Origin of the sequence: Brevibacterium sediminis, from assembly GCF_013623905.1 — a bacterium.
GTDB classification, from domain to species: Bacteria; Actinomycetota; Actinomycetes; order Actinomycetales; family Brevibacteriaceae; genus Brevibacterium; species Brevibacterium sediminis.
Genome location: NZ_JABKDD010000001.1, coordinates 730,233 through 749,191, shown reverse-complemented (window position 1 = coordinate 749,191; position 18,959 = coordinate 730,233). Strand labels below are relative to the sequence as shown.

At 65.2% G+C, this 18,959-nt stretch carries 19 protein-coding genes; 12 read left to right on the top strand and 7 right to left on the bottom strand.

Annotation, left to right across the window (positions count from 1 at the left end):
- Nucleotides 1-44: 44 nt before the first annotated feature.
- Genes HK108_RS03520 through tkt form a run of 3 tightly spaced genes read right to left on the bottom strand, consistent with a single transcriptional unit; the run spans nt 45 to nt 4,854 of the window.
- Nucleotides 45-1,676, bottom strand: coding sequence for a phosphoglucose isomerase-related protein (locus HK108_RS03520; protein ID WP_181270524.1), 1,632 nt, complete (start codon nt 1,674-1,676; stop codon nt 45-47).
- A complete protein-coding gene (gene tal / locus HK108_RS03515) occupies nt 1,673-2,776 on the bottom strand; it encodes a transaldolase (RefSeq protein WP_139467287.1) in 1,104 nt (367 codons plus the stop codon). Before tal ends, HK108_RS03520 begins: the two co-directional genes overlap by 4 nt.
- Complete coding sequence (gene tkt, locus HK108_RS03510; RefSeq protein ID WP_139467286.1) at nt 2,773-4,854, bottom strand: transketolase; 2,082 nt, start codon at nt 4,852-4,854, stop codon at nt 2,773-2,775. Before tkt ends, tal begins: the two co-directional genes overlap by 4 nt.
- A gap of 226 nt (nt 4,855-5,080) precedes the next feature.
- Between tkt and HK108_RS03505 the strand changes: the two genes are divergently transcribed.
- Both HK108_RS03505 and HK108_RS03500 read left to right on the top strand, forming a co-directional pair.
- Nucleotides 5,081-5,638 (top strand): hypothetical protein, encoded by a 558-nt coding sequence (locus tag HK108_RS03505; RefSeq protein WP_139467285.1) that lies wholly within the window; start codon nt 5,081-5,083, stop codon nt 5,636-5,638.
- Between the two features lie 10 nt (nt 5,639-5,648).
- Nucleotides 5,649-6,635, top strand: coding sequence for a heme o synthase (locus tag HK108_RS03500; protein ID WP_101544292.1), 987 nt, complete (start codon nt 5,649-5,651; stop codon nt 6,633-6,635).
- Between the two features lie 130 nt (nt 6,636-6,765).
- On the opposite strand, the gene HK108_RS03495 is transcribed toward HK108_RS03500, so the two are convergent.
- The 4 genes from HK108_RS03495 to HK108_RS03480 are packed head-to-tail and all read right to left on the bottom strand — an operon-like array spanning nt 6,766 to nt 9,749.
- Nucleotides 6,766-7,230: a VOC family protein gene (locus HK108_RS03495; protein WP_181270523.1), complete on the bottom strand. Its 465-nt coding sequence runs from the start codon at nt 7,228-7,230 to the stop codon at nt 6,766-6,768.
- A complete protein-coding gene (locus tag HK108_RS03490) occupies nt 7,193-8,095 on the bottom strand; it encodes a COX15/CtaA family protein (protein WP_229663932.1) in 903 nt (300 codons plus the stop codon). The genes HK108_RS03495 and HK108_RS03490 overlap by 38 nt, the downstream gene beginning before the upstream one ends.
- An 8-nt stretch (nt 8,096-8,103) precedes the next feature.
- On the bottom strand, nt 8,104-8,835 hold the full coding sequence (locus HK108_RS03485) for an ABC transporter permease (RefSeq protein WP_181270522.1): 732 nt from the start codon (nt 8,833-8,835) through the stop codon (nt 8,104-8,106).
- Complete coding sequence (locus HK108_RS03480; protein WP_181270521.1) at nt 8,832-9,749, bottom strand: ABC transporter ATP-binding protein; 918 nt, start codon at nt 9,747-9,749, stop codon at nt 8,832-8,834. The genes HK108_RS03485 and HK108_RS03480 overlap by 4 nt, the downstream gene beginning before the upstream one ends.
- A 137-nt stretch (nt 9,750-9,886) precedes the next feature.
- Between HK108_RS03480 and HK108_RS03475 the strand changes: the two genes are divergently transcribed.
- The 10 genes from HK108_RS03475 to HK108_RS03430 all read left to right on the top strand — a co-directional run bounded on the left by HK108_RS03475 (nt 9,887) and on the right by HK108_RS03430 (nt 18,941).
- Nucleotides 9,887-10,606, top strand: a complete 720-nt coding sequence (locus HK108_RS03475) for a helix-turn-helix transcriptional regulator (RefSeq protein WP_139467280.1) — start codon at nt 9,887-9,889, stop codon at nt 10,604-10,606.
- The gene (sufB, locus tag HK108_RS03470; protein WP_039207512.1) at nt 10,603-12,033 is read left to right on the top strand and encodes a Fe-S cluster assembly protein SufB; all 1,431 of its coding nucleotides are present in this window, start codon (nt 10,603-10,605) and stop codon (nt 12,031-12,033) included. The genes HK108_RS03475 and sufB overlap by 4 nt, the downstream gene beginning before the upstream one ends.
- A gap of 40 nt (nt 12,034-12,073) precedes the next feature.
- Nucleotides 12,074-13,249, top strand: coding sequence for a Fe-S cluster assembly protein SufD (sufD, locus tag HK108_RS03465; protein ID WP_181270520.1), 1,176 nt, complete (start codon nt 12,074-12,076; stop codon nt 13,247-13,249).
- Nucleotides 13,246-13,569, top strand: coding sequence for a non-heme iron oxygenase ferredoxin subunit (locus tag HK108_RS03460; RefSeq protein ID WP_139467278.1), 324 nt, complete (start codon nt 13,246-13,248; stop codon nt 13,567-13,569). The genes sufD and HK108_RS03460 overlap by 4 nt, the downstream gene beginning before the upstream one ends.
- Before the next feature lie 26 nt (nt 13,570-13,595).
- The gene (sufC, locus tag HK108_RS03455; RefSeq protein WP_139467277.1) at nt 13,596-14,354 is read left to right on the top strand and encodes a Fe-S cluster assembly ATPase SufC; all 759 of its coding nucleotides are present in this window, start codon (nt 13,596-13,598) and stop codon (nt 14,352-14,354) included.
- On the top strand, nt 14,354-15,604 hold the full coding sequence (locus tag HK108_RS03450; RefSeq protein WP_181270519.1) for a SufS family cysteine desulfurase: 1,251 nt from the start codon (nt 14,354-14,356) through the stop codon (nt 15,602-15,604). Before sufC ends, HK108_RS03450 begins: the two co-directional genes overlap by 1 nt.
- Before the next feature lie 16 nt (nt 15,605-15,620).
- Nucleotides 15,621-16,100 (top strand): Fe-S cluster assembly sulfur transfer protein SufU, encoded by a 480-nt coding sequence (sufU, locus tag HK108_RS03445; protein WP_181270518.1) that lies wholly within the window; start codon nt 15,621-15,623, stop codon nt 16,098-16,100.
- Nucleotides 16,093-16,428, top strand: a complete 336-nt coding sequence (locus HK108_RS03440; RefSeq protein ID WP_025778421.1) for a metal-sulfur cluster assembly factor — start codon at nt 16,093-16,095, stop codon at nt 16,426-16,428. The genes sufU and HK108_RS03440 overlap by 8 nt, the downstream gene beginning before the upstream one ends.
- Nucleotides 16,429-16,644: 216 nt before the next feature.
- Entirely contained in the window at nt 16,645-17,346 is a 702-nt protein-coding gene (locus HK108_RS03435) for a ribonuclease H family protein (RefSeq protein ID WP_181270517.1), read from the top strand.
- A complete protein-coding gene (locus HK108_RS03430) occupies nt 17,343-18,941 on the top strand; it encodes an ABC-F family ATP-binding cassette domain-containing protein (protein ID WP_092013696.1) in 1,599 nt (532 codons plus the stop codon). Before HK108_RS03435 ends, HK108_RS03430 begins: the two co-directional genes overlap by 4 nt.
- Nucleotides 18,942-18,959: the final 18 nt, after the last annotated feature.

Genomic DNA, 18,959 nt, shown 5'->3' with positions numbered 1-18,959 from the left:
TGCCCTGTCCCTCGCTCCGGCGGATCAGTGCCGTTTCAGGCAGATCAGTCGTGGCCGAAGTGGTGGCGCGGGCTGATCGACCCGATCGCCTCCCGCAGCTGTTCGAGCCCACGAGAACGATCAAGCAGGTGCAGACGCACCACGGGTCGGCCCTTCTCACTCAGCACCGCCGCATCGCCGGCGGCCTGGGCGCGCTGCAGCTGAGCGAAGCCGAAGTCGCGTCCCGGCACCAGCAGGTCAGTGCGAGCCTCACCGGTGATCTGGAGGAACACTCCGTTCGGATGACCGCCCTTGTGGTACTGACCGGTCGAATGCAGGTAGCGGGGGCCGAAGCCGAAGGTCGTCTGCACTCCGGCATGCGTGGACACGAGCGGACGCAGATCCGCAGCCTCGGCATCGGCGATCCGATCGAGGTAGGCCTGAATGCCGACATATCCGTACTCGTCGACCTGCGAGAACAGCTCCTCCAGAGCTCCGACGAGATCAGTGGCCTCGTCGACGACCTCGAGAACGTCGATGTCTCCCTCACGGAACCGCGGCTGCTCCGTCGAACCCGAGTCCGGTCCGTCGAGCAGATGCCTGGCCTGTGCCTTCGCGGCCTCCACATCAGGCTGGTCGAAGGGATTGACCCCGATGCTGTATCCGGCGATGGCCGTGGCGTATTCCCAGAACAGGAACAGCTCGCCCAACCCACCGGTGATAGTCGCTTCGAATCCGGACGGCGCACCCAGCTCCGAGTCATCGGCTGCCGGCCCGAGCAGGCACAGGAGTGCGTCTGCGCGTGCATCGGAGAACCCGATGTCGGCAGGTGAATCGACGACGACGGGAAGGATGCCCTGACCGTCCTTGCCGAGGGATTCGGCGATGAGCTGCTCGACCCAGGCCCCGAGCCCGTTCAGCTGCTCGGCGGTCTCGGCGAGGACGAGCTTCTCCGTCGTCCGGGCGTGGGCGATGCTCAGCCAAGCGCCGAACCGCAGTGCAGGATTGTCCAGACCGTCGGCAGACAGGTCGGCGGCGGCCGCGGCGGACTCTGCGACGATCCCGCGCACATCGACACCGGCCAGACCCGCGGGGACGAGTCCGAAGGCCGAGAGAGCACTGAAGCGTCCGCCGACCGTGGGGTCGACGAGGAAGGTCGCAAGGAAGCCCTGATCGGCGGCCAGCGTCTCGAGTTCGGTTCCCGGATCGGTGATCGCGATCATCCGGGACGCCGGATCGACGCCGATCGATTCGAAGGCCGCGGCGAAGCTGCGGCGGATCGAATCCGTCTCCACCGTGGTTCCGGACTTCGACGCGATGATGAGGACCGTGTGTTCGAGATCGGTGCCGATCGCCTCGGCGACCTGATTGGGATCCGTCGAATCGACGATCTCGAGTCGGACACCGGCCGTCTGCGCCATCACCTCGGGAGCGAGCGATGACCCGCCCATTCCGGCCAAGCTGATCGTGCGCAGACCCTGCTCCTGCAGGCGCGCCCGCAGGGATTCGATCTCATCGAGCAGATCTGCGGCGTTCTGCGGAAGATCCACCCAGCCCATCCGGTCCGCTGCATCGGCGGCCCCGTCGAACAGTTCCGCATCCTTGGCGCTCAGCCGGGAAGCCAGGCCGGCGTCGATGAGACGCGCGGCCTCTGCCTCGAACTCCTCATCGACGGGGACAGAGAGTGAGAGCTTCATGAGCGGTCCAGAGCCGTACGGATCGTTTCCTGGAGTTCGGTCCAACTGACGTCGAACTTCTCCAGCCCCTGCTCTTCGAGCACGGTCATGACCTCGGCGTAGTCGATGCCCAGTCGTGCCAGAGCATCGAAGACCTCGTCGGCGGCACGGTAGTGCTCGGACGTGATCTGGCCGGTGACCTCACCGTGGTCGGCGAACGCCTCCAGGGTGGGCTCGGGCATCGTGTTCACGGTGTTCGGTGCGATGAGCCCGGTCACGTACATCGTGTCGGCGTAGTCGGGATTCTTCACTCCGGTCGAGGCCCACAGCAGACGCTGCGGACGGGCCCCGGCGAGTTCGAGGACTCGGAAGCGTTCGGAGGTGAACAGCTGCGAGTGGATCTCATGGGCGAGCACGCAGTTCGCGATGCCCGCCTTGCCCTTGAGCTCCACGGCCTTCGGGTCGTCGATGGAGTCGAGACGGGAATCGATCTCGGAGTCCACCCGGGAGACGAACACCGAGGCCACCGACCGGATCGTCGAGAGGTCATGGCCGGCGGCGCGGGCCTTCTCCAGCCCCTGGAGGAAGGCTTCGACGACGTGGCGGTAGCGGGTCAGGGAGAACACGAGCGTGACGTTGACGCTGATCCCGGCCGCGATCGTTTCGGAGATCGCGCGGAGTCCCTCCTCGGTGGCCGGGATCTTGATCATCGCATTCGGTTCGCCGACCCGTTCCCACAGGGCCTTCGCCGAGGCGACGGTCGCTTGCGCATCATGAGCCAGCGGGGGAGCGACCTCGATCGACACGCGACCGTCCTCACCGTTCGTGGACTCGAAGACCGGACGGAACAGGCGGGCCGCCTCGGCGACATCCGCTGTGGTCAGTGCCTCGATGGCCTCATCCACATCGGCACCGGAGGCACCGAGCTCGGCGACCGCAGCGTCGTAGTCGTCGGCCGCCGAGATCGCGTTCGCGAAGATCGTCGGGTTCGTCGTCACACCCGTGACGGAGGATCCCGCGATGAGGCGGGCGAGATCCCCGGATTCGAGTCGGGTGCGGGAGAGGTCGTCGAGCCAGATCGAGACTCCGGCCGCGCTGAGCTGCTGGAGACGTTCACTCATGCTTCCGCCTTTGCTGCGTTGATGGATTCCTTTGCTGCGTCGACGACGGCCGAGGCCGTGATGCCGAACTTCTCGTACAAGGTCTGGTAGTCCGCGGATGCACCGAAATGTTCGATGGACACGGCACGACCGGCATCGCCGAGGTACTTGTGCCAGCTCATCGCCGAGGCGGCTTCGATGCTCACCCGTGCCTTCAGCGTTCGCGGCAGCACAGTGGCCCGGTAGTCCTCCGGCTGAGCGTCGAACCATTCCTGGCACGGCATGGAGATGACGCGAGCGGCTGTGCCCGATGCCTGCAGAGCTTCGGCGGCCTCGAGAGCGATGGCGACCTCGGAACCGCTGGCGATGATGGCCACCTCGGGCTGGTCACCGGTATCGGTGAGCACATAGCCGCCGCGTGCGGCCTCGGAGGCGGGGGCGTACTTCTCACGGTCGAGGACCGGCACGGCCTGTCGGGTCAGCACGAGTCCGCTGGGGCCGTCGGTGCGTTCGAGGATCTTCCGCCATGCGACCGCGGTCTCGTTCGCATCGGCCGGTCGGACGAGGTCGAGGCCGGGGATCGCCCGCAGCGCGGAGAGGTGCTCGATCGGCTGGTGGGTCGGTCCGTCCTCACCGAGGCCGATCGAATCGTGGGTCCACACGAACAGGTTCGGCAGCTGCTGGAGGGCAGCCAGGCGCACGGCCGGCCGCTGGTAGTCGCTGAAGACGAGGAACGTGCCGTTGTACGGGCGGGTTCCGCCGTGCAGGGCGATGCCGTTGCCGATGAGACCGGCGGAGAACTCGCGGACGCCGAAGTGGATATTGCGTCCGTACTCGTGGCCGGAGAATGCACCCGTGGAGCGGTGAGCGGGCAGGAAGCTCGGCTCACCCTTGATCAGAGTGTTGTTCGAGCCCGCGAGGTCGGCGGAACCGCCCCAGAGTTCGGGCATGGTCTCGGCGATCGCATTGAGAACCTGACCGGACGCTGCGCGGGTGGCGATGCCCTTCTCGCTGGCTTCGAAGACCGGGAAGGCCGCATCGAGGCCGGCGGGCAGTTCGCGCTTGGACAGACGGTCGAAGAGAGCAGCGTTGTCCGGGTTGGCGGTGCGCCATTCGGCGAAGGACTTGTCCCATTCGAGGTGGGCGGCACGACCGCGGTCCAGGGCCTGACGAGTGTGGGCGAGAACCTCGTCGTCGACGGCGAAGGTCGACTCCGGGTCGAAGCCGAGGACCTCCTTGGTCGCACGGATCTCGTCCTCGCCGAGGGCCGCACCGTGGGACCCGCCGGTGTTCTGCGCGTTCGGGGCGGGCCAGGCGATGATCGTGGACAGGCGGATAAACGAGGGGCGGGAATCCGCGCGAGCGGCCTCGACGGCGGCGTGGAAGGCTTCGATGTCCTCGTGGTAGTCACCACCGGCAGTGAAGTCGACGTGCTGGACGTGCCAGCCGTAGGCGGCGTACCGGGCGGCCGTGTCCTCCCCGAAGGCGATCGCGGTGTCGTCTTCGATGGAGATCTTGTTGTCGTCCCAGATCACCAGCAGGTTCGACAGCTCCTGCGTCCCGGCCAGCGATGACGCCTCACCGGACACTCCCTCTTCGAGGTCGCCGTCCGAGGCGAGCACGACGATGTTGTGGTCGAACGGTGAGCTGCCGGGAGCCGCCTCGGGGTCGAAGAGTCCGCGTTCACGGCGAGCGGCCATGGCCATGCCCACGGCCGAGGCCAGTCCGGAGCCCAGGGGCCCCGTGGTGATCTCGACGCCGGCGGTGTGGCCGACTTCCGGGTGCCCCGGGGTGAGCGAACCCCATGTGCGCAGCGCCTTGAGGTCGTCGAGCTCGAGCCCGAACCCTGCCAGGTAGAGCTGGACGTACTGCGTGAGCGAACTGTGACCGCAGGAGAGGACGAAACGATCACGGCCGACCCAAGTCGGGTCGGCCGGGTCGTGAGTGAGTCCGTGCTGATACAGGTAGTGTGCGATGGGAGCCAGGCTCATTGCGGTGCCCGGGTGCCCGTTCCCTGTCTTCTGCACCGCATCCGCGGCGAGGAGGCGGGCAGTGTCGACTGCGCGATTGTCGAGTTCAGTCCAGGACAGAGTTGTCATGTCGTCGAGCGATCCTTCGTTCGTCTTAAGAGCGTGCATTCAAACTCTACCCGTCGGATGCCTGAAGCGCCGCCCCTGTTCACCCGCCGTGCTGAGAGGGAGCGAGACATTTAGGCTACCGACGGGTAAAGTGTGGTCTCGCGCACAGTTGCGGGTTCGACATCCAATGGCTGCTGTGTGCTGCGGAGACCGAAAATGGACTGTGCCTGACTGGAGGGATGACAGGGTGAGCAAAGGTGCTGATCCCGTGATCAATGCCGCCGTCGCAGACAGCGGGGACCAGCGATCCGATCGGCCGGCGGGCAGGCGCCCCGACTTCGCCGAGGTGGCCGAACAGACGAGGGGGCTCCGTCGGCTGATCTCCCGGATCGGCACGGCGTGCCCGGTGTTCTTCGCCGTGGCTACCGTCGCCGTGTCGTCGGCGATCGCCCAGCCGCTCCGCGGCACCGTCGACATCGGGGAGCTCGGCCTGTGGACGTTGGGCACACTCCTTCTGCTCACCCCCTTCGCGGCAGCGCTGGCCGTGATGCTCAATGCACGGCGCGGCGGACTGGTGTGGACGACCGCCCTCGTCTACTCCGTCATCACCGGATTCATCGGCCTGTGCGTCGATGCGAATCTCCTCCGCACGGATCCGCAGTCGACCTCGCTGAGCTTCATCTCAGTGCTCATCGTGCAGGTCGTCGTGCTTGCTCCGGTGTGTGCGGCGGTGGCCTTCCTCGTCCGCATCGTCAGTGACTCGACTCGCCTGCGCGCGACTGGCAAAAACTTCGACAACAGGTAGAATCTAGGGCGTGAGCAAACTTCGTCAGAACCGGGAAGAGCAGAGTGAACGACCTCTGCAGAGGGCCATCGACGAGCAGAGCCTCGCTACCCGACCGCGTTCGATCATCAGCGCCTATATCGCGCTGACCAAGCCGCGCGTCATCGAGCTGCTCCTCGTCACGACCGCGCCCGTGATGTTCCTGGCCGCTCAGGGACTGCCGAACATCTGGCTCGTCATCAACACCCTCATCGGCGGAGCCGCCGCTGCGGCCTCGGCCTCGGTCTTCAACTGCTACGTCGACCGTGACATCGACGCGAAGATGGAACGGACGAAGGACCGTCCCCTCGTCACCGGTGAGATCAGCCCCCGTTCTGCACTCATCTTCGCTTTCGTGCTCGGCATCGGTTCGATCTTCTGGCTCGGCGGATTCACGAACTGGGTCACGGCGGGACTCACCGCTTCGGCGATTCTGCTCTACGCAGTCTTCTACACCCTCGTCCTCAAGCGCCGCACCTCACAGAACATCGTCTGGGGCGGCGCTGCAGGCTGCATGCCCGTGCTCATCGGCTGGTCGGCTGTGACCGGAGGAATCGCGTGGGAGCCCGTACTGCTCTTCCTCGTCGTCTTCTTCTGGACCCCGCCGCACTACTGGCCGCTGGCGATCAAGTACAAGGCCGACTACGACGCCGCCGACGTGCCCATGCTGCCGTCGAAGGTTCCGCCGACATCCGTCGGCCGTCAGATGATCCTCTACACCTGGGCGATGATCGCCTGCTCACTCGCGCTCATTCCCGTCGCTCCGATGGGTCCTGTCTACACGATCGTGGCCGTCGGCGCCGGAGTCTGGTTCCTGTGGTCGTGCTACTCGCTGGTCTCCCGTGCCAAGCAGGGTAAGGACGGCACCTCGCTCAAGGCGATGAAGGTCTTCCACGGTTCGATCACCTACCTGTCACTGCTCTTCCTGGCAGTGGCCATCGACCCGTTCGTGCCCACCCTGATCCCCGGTATCTGGTGACTCGCCGAAGAACCCGCTGATCCATTCGGCCCAGTTTGAGCTGGATAGCACAGATTTGAAACAGTGCTATCCAACTCAAACTGGGCCGTTGTGCGTCTGTGCCTTGCGCTTCGGGTCGGAACGCAAATTCTCAGCCGGCGTTGACGAGGTCGTCGATGACGATCTTCTTCATCTGCATGAGCGCATGAGTCTGTGCCGGACCGGTCATCAGCTCGCCGAGATTCGCGGGAACGATCTGCCAGCTGACTCCGAAGCGGTCCTTGAGCCAACCGCACTGTTCATGCTCGGGTGACGCCGACAGATTCGACCAATAGTGGTCGATCTCGGCCTGGTCCGCACATTCGACGGTCAGCGAGATCGCCTCGTTGAATGTGAACACCGGTCCGCCGTCGAGGCAGATGAACTCTGTGCCGTCGAGGACGAACCGGCCGGTCAGGACCTTCCCGCTCATCCCCTTGAAGTGTTCGTCGAGGGATTCGTCGGGATAGCGTTCGATGGACAGGACTCGCGAATCGGGGAAGACGGAGCAGTAGAACTCCATGGCCTCCTCGGCGCAGTCAGGAAACCACAGACACGGAACGATCGGGACTGACATCGGTGCTCCTCGGGTATGCGCTGTCGAGGACGGCAACGCTTGCCGCAATCGTAGCCGACAGGCCGACCATGTGTAAGGCCACGAGCAGTTCGGGAACACCGAGGAAGTACTGGACGTAGCCGATGATTCCCTGGGCCACCTCGACGACGAGAAGCACGGTCAGCGGGGCGACCATCGCCGTCTGCGTCTTCTTCCGGGCGACGACGAGAGCGGAGATCGTGGTGATGACGAGCAGCCACACCGGCGCGGCGTGCAAGCGGGTGACCCAGATGTTGTCGAGGTTGTTGCGGGTCGAGATCGTCGAACCCGAATGGGGCCCGGCCCCCGTGGTGAGCACGCCGAAGACGACGATGATCGCGGTGAGACCGAGGATGATCCACCCCAGAGTCGGCAGCGGAGCCGGGGCCTTGGTGCCCAGCCGCACGCCGGTGTCATAGGTGCGGCGGACGAAGTAGGCGGCGACGCCGACAGCGACGGCCGAGGGCACGAAGTGCCCGGCGACGACCCAGGGATTGAGCTTCGTCCACACGGTGATTCCGCCGACGACGGCCTGGACGGGCACGATGGCCAGCAGGCCGATATTGAGCCAGAAGAGATCCGGGCGCTGCTTCCGGTGCCTCCACAGCATGAGCGCAATGCACACGCCGAGGATCGCCAGCGCCACAGCCAGCAGGCGGTTGCCGAACTCGATGGCGCCGTGGATGCCCATCTCGCTGGTGGCCACGAGCGAATCAGGGGTGCACTTCGGCCAGTCCGAACAGCCGAGCCCAGAGCCGGTGAGCCGGACGATTCCCCCGGTCAGGATGATCCCTGCCTGGGCGATGAGCATGGCCCAAGCGGCGATGCGGATCTTCTTCGTGACCACTTCACTCCTCATTCGAAACGGAACCACCTGCGTGCCGCAAGCGTTCCCACAAGCCCCCATACCAGGAGCACGATGATTGCTTTGATGTCTGTGCCGCCGTGTCCGATGGCCGACCGCATGGCGTCGCCGAGCGCACCGGAGGGCAGGTAGCCCACAACCGTTCCCCATTCTCCCGGATGTGCGATGACGAGGCCACCGACGCCCGCCATGAGCACCCAGATGAGGTTCGTCGCCGCCAGAGTCGCCTCGGCGCGGACTGTGCCGGCCATGAGCAGACCGAGCGAGAGCAGCGCGGCGGTGCCGAACAGCGTGGCCAGGAAGAGTCCGAGGATGTCGACGGGACCTCGGAAGCCGAGAATCGCCGCCGCGGCGAAGACGAGTGCGTACTGGATGAGAACGACGACGATGACGGCGCCGAGTTTGCCGAGGATGAGTCCGTTCGTCCCCAGCGGAGTCGTCGCCAGCTGCCGCAGCACCCCGTAGCGGCGGTCGAAGGCGGTTGCGATCGCCTGCCCGGTGAATGCGCTGGAGGCCAGGCTCAGGCTCAGCGCCCCGGGGACGGCGATCGACAGCGGATCGGTACCGGCCTCGATGACCCCGAGCCCGGTGAGCAGGGGAGTCTTCGCGAGGAAGACGAGAAGTCCCAGCGGGAAGATGATTGAGAGCAGCAGTTGTTCGCCGTTGCGCAGAACGGACAGGGTCTCGAACTTCGCCTGCGAGACGATGCGTGTCGAGGTCATCGCAGCGGCCTCCCGGTCAGTTCGAAGAAGACGTCGGACAGGGACTGCCTCTGCATGCCGATGTCCGTGATCTGCAGTCCCGCCTCGGCGACGGCAGTGCACGCGGCCGCGATCTGACTCGCCGTCGGTGCTCCGTCGAGAGAGATCATCGAACCCTGCGCCGAGGCGGGACCGAGCTCGGTGAGCCGATCGACGAGGGCGGCGGGGACAGGGGAGGCGAGGCGTATCGTCAGCGACCGGGACCCGGCGGAGGCGCTGCGCAGCTCCTCGGGCGCTCCCTGAGCGATGATCCGTCCGCGATCGATGACGACGACCTCGTCGGAGAGCTCCTCGGCCTCGGCGAGGTCGTGGGTGGTGAGGACGACGGCGACTCCGCGGTCGGCGAGATCGCGGATGAAGCTGTGGACGACCTCGCGAGCCTGCGGGTCGAGACCGGCGCAGGGCTCGTCGAGGAAGACGAGGCGGGGCCGTCCGATGAGGGCCGCGGCCAGCGCCACTCGCTGCTTCTGTCCTCCGGAGAGCCTGCGCATCGTGCGTCCGGCGAAGTCGTGGAGACCCAGCGGTTCGGCGAGTTCGTCGACCGGCACGGGATTCTCATAGAGGGTGGAGAGGTGCCGCAGCACCTGCAGGGGCTTCGAGCTCTTCGGCAGTCCGCCGTCCTGGAGCATGACCCCGGCCAGCTGCGACGTCGTCGCGTGTTCGGTGACGGGGTCGTGCCCGAAGATCTCGACCGTGCCCGATTCGGGACGGCGGGTGCCCACAGCCAGGGAGATGGTCGTGGATTTTCCTGCGCCGTTGGGTCCGAGAACGCCGAGGACGGATCCGGACTCGGCCGTGAGGTCGATTCCGTCGACGACACGGTGGGTGCCGTAGGAGTACTGGAGACCGCGAATGGTCAGGGCCGGAGATGACACCAGGCTATTCTACGACGCGTCGAAACGGGTGTCGAAACCGCCGGTGTCCACGCGCGACGCGGGCGGTGGTTAGGCTCACCTAGTTTTACGAAACAAATTACGCAACAATATTGTTGTGTTAGTCAAGGAGGTGGATTATGGCTGCAAACGACACGGAAGATCGCCGAACCCGGCAGAAGGTTTTCCAGTCGGTGCTCGACGAAGGGCCGATCACTGCTTCGTCTTTGGCCAAAGCCCTCGAGCTGACTCCCGCGGCGATCCGTCGTCACCTGGACGCGCTGGAGAGTGAGGGCCTTCTCGAGGTCCGTGAACTCGCCGGCAAACAGGCGGGCAGGGGCCGACCGGCCCGGCACTATGTGGTCACGACGGCCGGACACGATTCGGTCAGTCATTCCTACGACGAGTTGGCCGTGAACATCCTGCGCTTCATGGAGGACAAGCACGGCAGATCGGCAGTGGAGGGCTTCACGGAAGACCTCGTGAGCCGACTGCGGGAGCGACTCGGACCGGAACTCGAAAAGCGCGGCGGCACCACAGTGGCGTCTCGCTCACGTGCACTTGCCGCCGCACTCACACGGGAAGGGTACGCCGCCTCGGCGACCCCGGTCGCGGCCGGAACCCCGTTGGAGGCGATGCAGCTGTGCCAGGGACACTGCCCGATCCAGGCCGTGGCGGCGGAGTACCCGGAGATCTGCGAAGCAGAGCTCGCGATGTTCTCCGACTACCTCGGTGTCGACGTGCGGCGGCTGTCGTCGCTGGCCCAGGGCGACCATGTGTGCACCACCCACATTCCGACTTCGGAACTGACCAGACCACTCATCCACAGCAATGATCGACCTCAAGGAGGTTCACGATGACTGACACAGGAAATCGGATCATCGATGCGAATCCCGAGCTCAAAGACCTCGGGCAGTACGCATACGGTTGGCACGACGAGAACGATGCCGGCGCGACCGCGACCCGCGGCCTCAGCGAGGAAGTCGTCCGCAACATCTCGAAGCTCAAGGACGAACCGGAGTGGATGCTCAAGCGTCGACTCAAGGCTCTGCGTCTGTTCGACAAGAAGCCGATGCCGAACTGGGGCGCCGACCTCACCGGAATCGACTTCGCGGACATCAAGTACTTCGTTCGCTCCACCGAGGGACAGGCGACGTCCTGGGAGGACCTGCCCGAGGACATCCGCAACACCTATGACAAGCTCGGCATCCCAGAGGCCGAGAAGCAGCGCCTCGTCGCCGGTGTCGCCGCTCAGTACGAGTCCGAGGTCGTCTACCACCAGATCAACGAGGAGCTCGAGGCTCAGGGTGTCATCTTCATGGACACCGACACCGGCCTGCGCGAGCACCCGGAGATCTTCGAAGAGTACTTCGGGTCGATCATTCCGTCCGGTGACAACAAGTTCGCCGCTCTGAACACCGCTGTCTGGTCCGGCGGCTCCTTCGTCTACGTCCCCAAGGGCGTCCACGTCGAGATCCCGCTGCAGGCCTACTTCCGCATCAACACGGAGAACATGGGCCAGTTCGAGCGCACGCTCATCATCGCCGACGAGGGTTCCTCGGTCCACTACGTCGAGGGCTGCACCGCTCCGATCTACAAGACCGACTCCCTGCACTCGGCCGTCGTCGAGATCATCGCGAAGAAGGATGCGAAGGTCCGCTACACGACGATCCAGAACTGGTCGAACAACGTGTACAACCTCGTCACCAAGCGCGCCATCGCCGAAGAGGGCGCCTCCATGGAATGGGTCGACGGCAACATCGGCTCGAAGGTGACCATGAAGTACCCGGCCATCTGGCTGACCGGTGAGCACGCCCGCGGCGAGACGCTGTCCGTGGCCTTCGCCGGCGAGGGACAGCACCAGGACACCGGTGCGAAGATGGTCCACGCCGCTCCGCACACCCATTCGTCGATCGTGTCGAAGTCCGTGGCCCGCGGCGGCGGCCGCGCCGGCTACCGCGGACTCGTCCACGTCCACCCGGGCGCCGAAGGCTCGTCGAACAACGTCCTCTGCGACGCCCTGCTCGTCGACAACGTCTCCCGTTCGGACACGTACCCCTACATCGACATCCGCGAAGACGACGTCACACTCGGCCATGAGGCCACCGTGTCGAAGGTCAGTGAGGATCAGCTCTTCTACCTCATGTCCCGCGGCATGGAGGAGACCGAGGCGATGGCGATGATCGTGCGCGGCTTCGTCGAGCCGATCGCACGCGAACTCCCGATGGAGTACGCCCTCGAACTCAACCGCCTCATCGAACTGCAGATGGAAGGCGCGGTCGGCTGAGACCCGACCCGGCGCCCACTGCACTCAAAGGAGTAAATCTGTGACTGATACCACCAACCCGCTTGGCCTCTCGGAGCATTCGCACGGTTCCGAGGTCCAGGTGCCCGATTCGAAGCGCGATGCGCGCACGCGCAGCTTCGCTGTCGCCGACTTCCCCGTGCCCACCGGCCGGGAGGAGGAATGGCGCTTCTCTCCCGTCCGCAAGTTCAGCGAATTCTTCGAGGACACCGCCACCGAGGCGAAGCTGAAGTTCGAGTCGGATCTGCCCGAGGGTCTGTCCGTCGAGGAGATCTCGCTCGAGTCAGCCCAGGAACTGGGCATCCTCGAGCCCGAGGACCGCGCCGCGGCCGTCGCCGCCAACCGCGCCTCTGCGGTGACGCACTACTCGGTCCCCGCGGACACCGAACTCGAGCGGGCCGCGATCATCCACGCGGACGGCACCGGTGAGGCGCTCGGCCACGGCCATGTCGTCGTCACGGTCGGTGCGAATTCGAAGGCGACCATCGTCGTCGAACACGAGGGACTGGCCCGGTACTCCGAGCTCGTCTCCCTCGTCATCGGCGATGGTGCGGACGTGACCTTCGTATCGCTGCAGCTGTGGGACGACGGCTCCCTGCACCTCGGTCAGCACGACGCGATCGTGGGCAAGGACGCGAAGTTCAAGCACATCCACATCACCCTCGGCGGTGACGTCGTGCGCCTGAACACGAACGTGCGCTACTCGGCAGCCGGGGGAGAGGCCGAACTGCTCGGACTCTACTTCGCCGATGCCGGTCAGCACCTCGAGCACCGCACCTACATCGACCACAACACGCCGAAGGCCCAGTCGAACGTCCATTACAAGGGCGCACTGCAGGGCAAGGACGCGCGCAGCGTGTGGATCGGCGATGTGCTCATCCGTCCCGAGGCCCTCGACATCGACACCTACGAGCTCAACCGGAACCTCATCCTCACCGATGGCGCCCGCGCCGACTCGGTGCCGAACCTCGAGATCGAGACCGGCGACATCGCCGGTGCCGGCCACGCCTCCTCGGTGGGTCGCTTCGATGAGGAGCACCTGTTCTACCTCATGAGCCGCGGCATCCCCGAGGACGTCGCTCGTCAGCTCGTGGTCCGTGGATTCTTCAACGAAGTGATCCAGAAGATCCAGGTGCCCGAGATCGAAGACGTGCTCAACGAACGCATCGAAGACGAATTGTCCCGGAGTGTTCTGTGACCATGATCGACGTGGCGGCCACCGACGAGGTGGCCCCCGGCGGCACCATGCGCATCGAGGTTGGCGAGTACGAGATCTGCATCGCTCGCGACTCCGACGGCACGATACACGCCATCGACGACCTGTGCACCCATGGTGAGGTGTCGCTGGCCGAAGGAGACGTCGAGGACTGCACCATCGAATGCTGGCTGCACGGCTCGCAGTTCGATCTCAACACGGGCAAGCCGGTCAATCCGCCGGCGTTCGAACCCGTCGCGGTCTATGACTGCAAAGAGATCGCCGGCCGCATCCTCGTCGACCCGAACACCACCCTGAACTGACTCAAGACCGAAGAAGAAGGATCATTATGTCCACTCTCAAGATCGAAGACCTGCACGTCGGTGTCAACACCGATACCGGTCTCAAGCCCATCCTCAACGGCATCGACCTCGTCATCAACACGAACGAGACCCATGCCATCATGGGCCCCAACGGCTCCGGCAAGTCGACCCTGGCCTACGCTCTGGCCGGTCACCCCAAGTACGAAGTGACCTCCGGTTCGGTCACCCTCGACGGAGAGGACGTCCTTGAGATGTCCGTCGACGAGCGTGCCAAGGCCGGACTGTTCCTGGCCATGCAGTACCCCGTCGAGGTTCCCGGCGTGACCGTGACGAACTTCCTCCGCTCGGCCAAGACCGCCATCGACGGTGAAGCTCCGAAGCTGCGCAACTGGACCAAGGACCTCAAGCAGGCCATGGAGAACCTCCGTGTGGATCCCGCCTTCGCCTCGCGCAACGTCAACGAAGGCTTCTCCGGCGGCGAGAAGAAGCGTCACGAGATCCTGCAGCTCGAGATGCTCAAGCCGAAGTTCGCCGTCCTCGACGAGACCGACTCCGGCCTCGACGTCGACGCGCTGCGCATCGTGTCCGAAGGCGTCAACCGCGTCAAGGACGCCACCGACGTCGGCATCATGCTCATCACCCACTACACGCGCATCCTCAACTACATCAAGCCCGATCACGTCCACGTGATCATCAAGGGCAAGGTGGCCGAGGAAGGCGGACCGGAACTGGCCGAACGCCTCGAGAACGAAGGCTACGACCGCTTCTTCACCGCCGGCGTCTGATGTTCTCACGTCTGAGGGGCGACTTCCCGATCCTCGATGTGAGGGTCGGGGAGTCGCCGCTGTCGTATCTCGACTCGGGAGCGACATCGCAGAAGCCGCAGTGCGTCATCGACACCTTCGTCGAGTACTTCCAGCAGCGCAACGCCGCCGTCCACCGAGGTGCGCACTCCCTGGCCGTCGAGGCCACGGACGCCTTCGAGAACGGTCGGATCGCCGCTGCCGGACTCGTCGGCGGGACACCGGAACAGGTGTGCTGGACGAAGAACGCGACCGAGGCGCTCAACATCGTGGCCCTCGGCATGGATCGGGCCAGCCATGGCTTCGGGGGAGACGACGCAGAGCGTTTCGCCCTCGCCCCCGGTGACTCGATCGTCGTCACCGAGATGGAGCACCATGCGAATCTCGTGCCGTGGCAGCAGCTGGCTGCCTCCACGGGAGCACAGCTGCGCTGGCTGCCGGTCACTGACTCCGGTGAACTCGATCTGACCGATCTCGACACGATCGTCGACGAATCGACGAAGGTGCTCGCGTTCACGCACGTCTCCAACGTCCTCGGCACGATCAACCCGGTCGACCGCCTCGTGCAACGGGCCCGCGCCATCGGAGCCTACGTCGTGCTCGACGCCTGCCAGTCCGTTCCGCATATGCCCGTGGACTTCGTCGACCTCGACGTCGACTTCGCCGCGTTCTCCGCTCATAAGGCACTCGGCCCCACCGGCCTGGGCGCGCTGTGGGGCAAGTCCGAACTGCTCGACGCTCTGCCGCCGGTGCTCACCGGCGGATCCATGATCACCACGGTGACCATGGAGGAGACCGAGTTCATGCCCGCTCCGCAGCGGTTCGAGGCCGGCACTCAGCCGGTCGCCGAGGTGGCGGCTTTCGCGACAGCGATCGGATACCTCACCGAGGTGGGGCTGGACAATGTTCTCGAGCATGAGAAGGAACTCGCCCGAGTCCTCCTCGACGGGATCGGCCAGATCCCCGGAATCCACATCCTCGGCGAGGCCGAAGACCGGATCGGAACCGTGGCCTTCGACGTCGACGGCGTGCACGCCCACGATGTCGGACAGTATCTCGACTCGCAGGGCATCGCCGTGCGGGTGGGCCACCACTGCGCTCAGCCGCTGCACCGCCGCTTCGGGGTCACCGCCTCGACGCGGGCGAGCACGTACCTGTACAACAACGTCGAAGACTGCACCCGCTTCCTCACCGCTCTGGCGGAAGTGCGGCCCTTCTTCGGAGTCGCCTGAGGAGGGGAGCGAACCGATGAGCACACAGATGCAGCAGCTCTACCAACAGGTGATCCTCGACCAGTCGCGGGCACGCGTCGGCAACACCGAACTGCTCCGTGATGCCGCAGGGTCACCGCACGGATATTCGCATCAGGTGAACCCGACGTGCGGCGATGAGATCGAGCTCGAGACCGAACTGCGTGAGGACGGCACGATCGCGGTGAGGTGGACCGGCGACGGCTGTTCGATCTCGATGGCCTCGGCCTCGGTGCTGTCGGAGCTGGCCGCCGAATCCTCCGTCGCGCAGATGCTCGAGATCGAAGGCGCGTTCCACGAACTCATGCATTCACGTGGGACAATGGAGGCGGATGAGTCGATTCTCGGTGACGCCGCGGCGTTCACCGGAGTGTCGAAATTCCCGGCCAGGATCAAATGCGCTCTCCTGGCATGGATGGCGTTCAAGGACGCACTCAACCAAGCACAAGCAGCTCGTGAGGAGAAACACAATGCCTGAAGTCATTGACGCACCGCAGAATGCCAGCGTCGACGAAGTGCGCGAGGCGATGATGGACGTCGTCGATCCCGAGCTCGGTGTCAACATCGTCGATCTCGGCCTCGTGTACGGACTCTCGGTCGAAGACGACGGCACCGCCGTGATCGAGATGACCCTGACCTCGGCAGCCTGCCCGCTGACCGACGTCATCGAGGACCAGACCGCACAGTCGCTCGAGGGAATCGTGCCGGCCTACCGGATCAACTGGGTCTGGATGCCGCCATGGGGCCCGGAGAAGATCACCGAGGACGGCCGCGAACAGATGCGTGCCCTCGGCTTCAACATCTGATCCGACACCGACGACGTTCGGTTGTCTGCGTCCCCGCGGGGACGCAGACGAACACCATCGCCGAGGCGGGGCGACCTGAGAAGGTCAGCCCCGCCTCGGCGATCGTCGTCCGATCCGGCACTCGTGTCCGGGCAGGGTCGCGGAGATCACCGCCCCACGGACCGAGAACCCGAGAGCGGCGTGAAAGAATGGAATCCGACTTTCCAAGGAGAACCATTGACGATCATCGCTGCCGCCGACGGATCCGCGCTCGGCAACCCCGGACCCGCCGGGTGGGCCTGGTACATCGACGACACCTCCTGGCATGCCGGCGGGTGGAAGAACGCGACGAACAACCGCGGTGAGCTCATGGCCGTCCTCGACCTGCTCCGGTCGACCGCGGACAGCGACGACGAGCTGAAGATATACTGTGATTCGCAGTACGTCATCAACGCCCTGACCAAATGGATGCCGGGGTGGAAACGCAAAGGGTGGAAGAAGGCCGATGGAAAAGAAGTCCTCAACAAGGACCTCTTAGCGTCTCTCGATGAGGCACTGAGCGGGCGGACTGTCGAGTTCGAGTGGGTCAAAGGACACAACAACCACGAACTCAATGAGGCCGCCGATGATCGCGCACGTGCGGCTGCCACCGCCTTCCAAAAGGGCACGTCCGTGCCGGAAGGCCCAGGATACGTCCCCGCGGGGACGTCGACCGCGACGGCCGACGATGATCCGGCAGACGACCCGACGGAACCTGTTGCTCAGGACGATGTTTCCGTCGAGCCCGTGACCGCAGCGGCCGGGCCGGACACCACTGTCGTGTCCTGTCGTGTGCCGTCCTCAGTCGCAGATGAACTCGTCGCCCGGGCACAGGCCCGCGGCATCCACCCCCAAGAATTTCTGGCCGAACTCATCGGCCGCAGTTTGGAGACAGAATGATTCAGGCCTCCGGCCTCGAAGTCGCCGTCGGCGCCCGCACCCTCATGTCCGAGGTGTCCTTCCGCGTCGACAAGGGCGACCGAGTCGGTCTCGTCGGCCGCAACGGCGCCGGCAAGACGACCCTGACCAAGGTGATCATGGGCGGACACCCGGCGCAATCCGGTTCCGTGTCGATCTCCGGCACCGTCGGCTATCTGCCGCAGGATCCGCGCAGCGGTGACCTCACCGCCACCGGAATGGAACGCATCCTCTCGGTGCGTGATCTTGACGTCCTCGTCAAGCGTCTGCGCAAGGCCGAACGGCAGATGGCCTCACCGGACGAGAAGGTGGCGACGAAGGCCATCGACCGCTACCCGCGCATCGAAGCGGAGTTCATCGCGGCCGGTGGTTATGCCGCCGAATCCGAAGCCTTCGCGATCGCCGCGAACCTCGGCCTCGACGAGGCCCTGATCAGCCAGGAGATCGGGACGCTCTCCGGCGGTCAGCGTCGCCGTGTGGAACTCGCCCGGATCCTATTCTCGGCCCCGGATACGATGATCCTCGACGAGCCGACGAACCACCTCGACGCCGAATCCGTGCTGTGGCTGCGCGACCACCTCAAGGCCTACTCCGGTGGTCTGATCATCATCAGCCACGACCTCGATCTCATCGATGAAGTGGTCAACAAGGTCTTCTTCCTCGACGCCACCCGTCAGACCATCGACATCTATTCGATGGGCTACCGGCTCTACCTCAAACAGCGTGAGGACGATGAGCGGCGCCGCCGCCGCGAACGTGCCAATGCCGAGAAGAAGGCCGCGGCGCTCAACGCTCAGGCGAACAAGATGATGGCGAAGGCGACGAAGACCGTCGCCGCCCAGCAGATGGCCAAGCGTGCCGACCGACTGCTCGCCGGTCTCGAGGACGAACGCGCCACGGAGAAGGTCGCGAATCTGCGCTTCCCGGCCCCGGCCGACTGCGGACGTGTGCCGCTGACGGCCGAAGGACTCTCTCGCAGCTTCGGTTCGACCGAGGTGTTCACCGGTGTCGACCTCGCTATCGACAAGGGCACACGAGTCGTCGTACTCGGCTACAACGGCGCCGGAAAGACGACGCTGCTGCGACTGCTCGCCGGACTCGACGAACCCGACTCCGGAGAAGTCGTGCCCGGACACGGCCTCAAGCTCGGCTACTACGCGCAGGAGCATGAGACCCTCGACCTCGAACGCACAGTGCTGGAGAACATGTCGCGGAACTCCCCGCACCTCGACGACACCGCGGTGCGCAATGTGCTCGGTTCGTTCCTCTTCAGCGGTGACGATGTGCACAAACCTGCCGGGGTCCTCTCCGGCGGCGAGAAGACACGTCTGGCGCTGGCCACCCTTGTGGTCTCGAGCGCGAACGTGCTGCTGCTCGACGAGCCGACGAACAACCTCGATCCGGCGTCCCGCGAGGAGATCCTCTCGGCGATCCGCCGCTACGAAGGTGCGATCGTGCTCGTCACCCACGATGAGGGTGCGGTGTCCGCGCTCGACCCCGACCGCGTGCTGCTGCTGCCCGACGGCGACGAGGACCTGTGGAACGACACGTACCTCGATCTCGTCACGCTCGCCTGAGCGGGCACATCACACTCG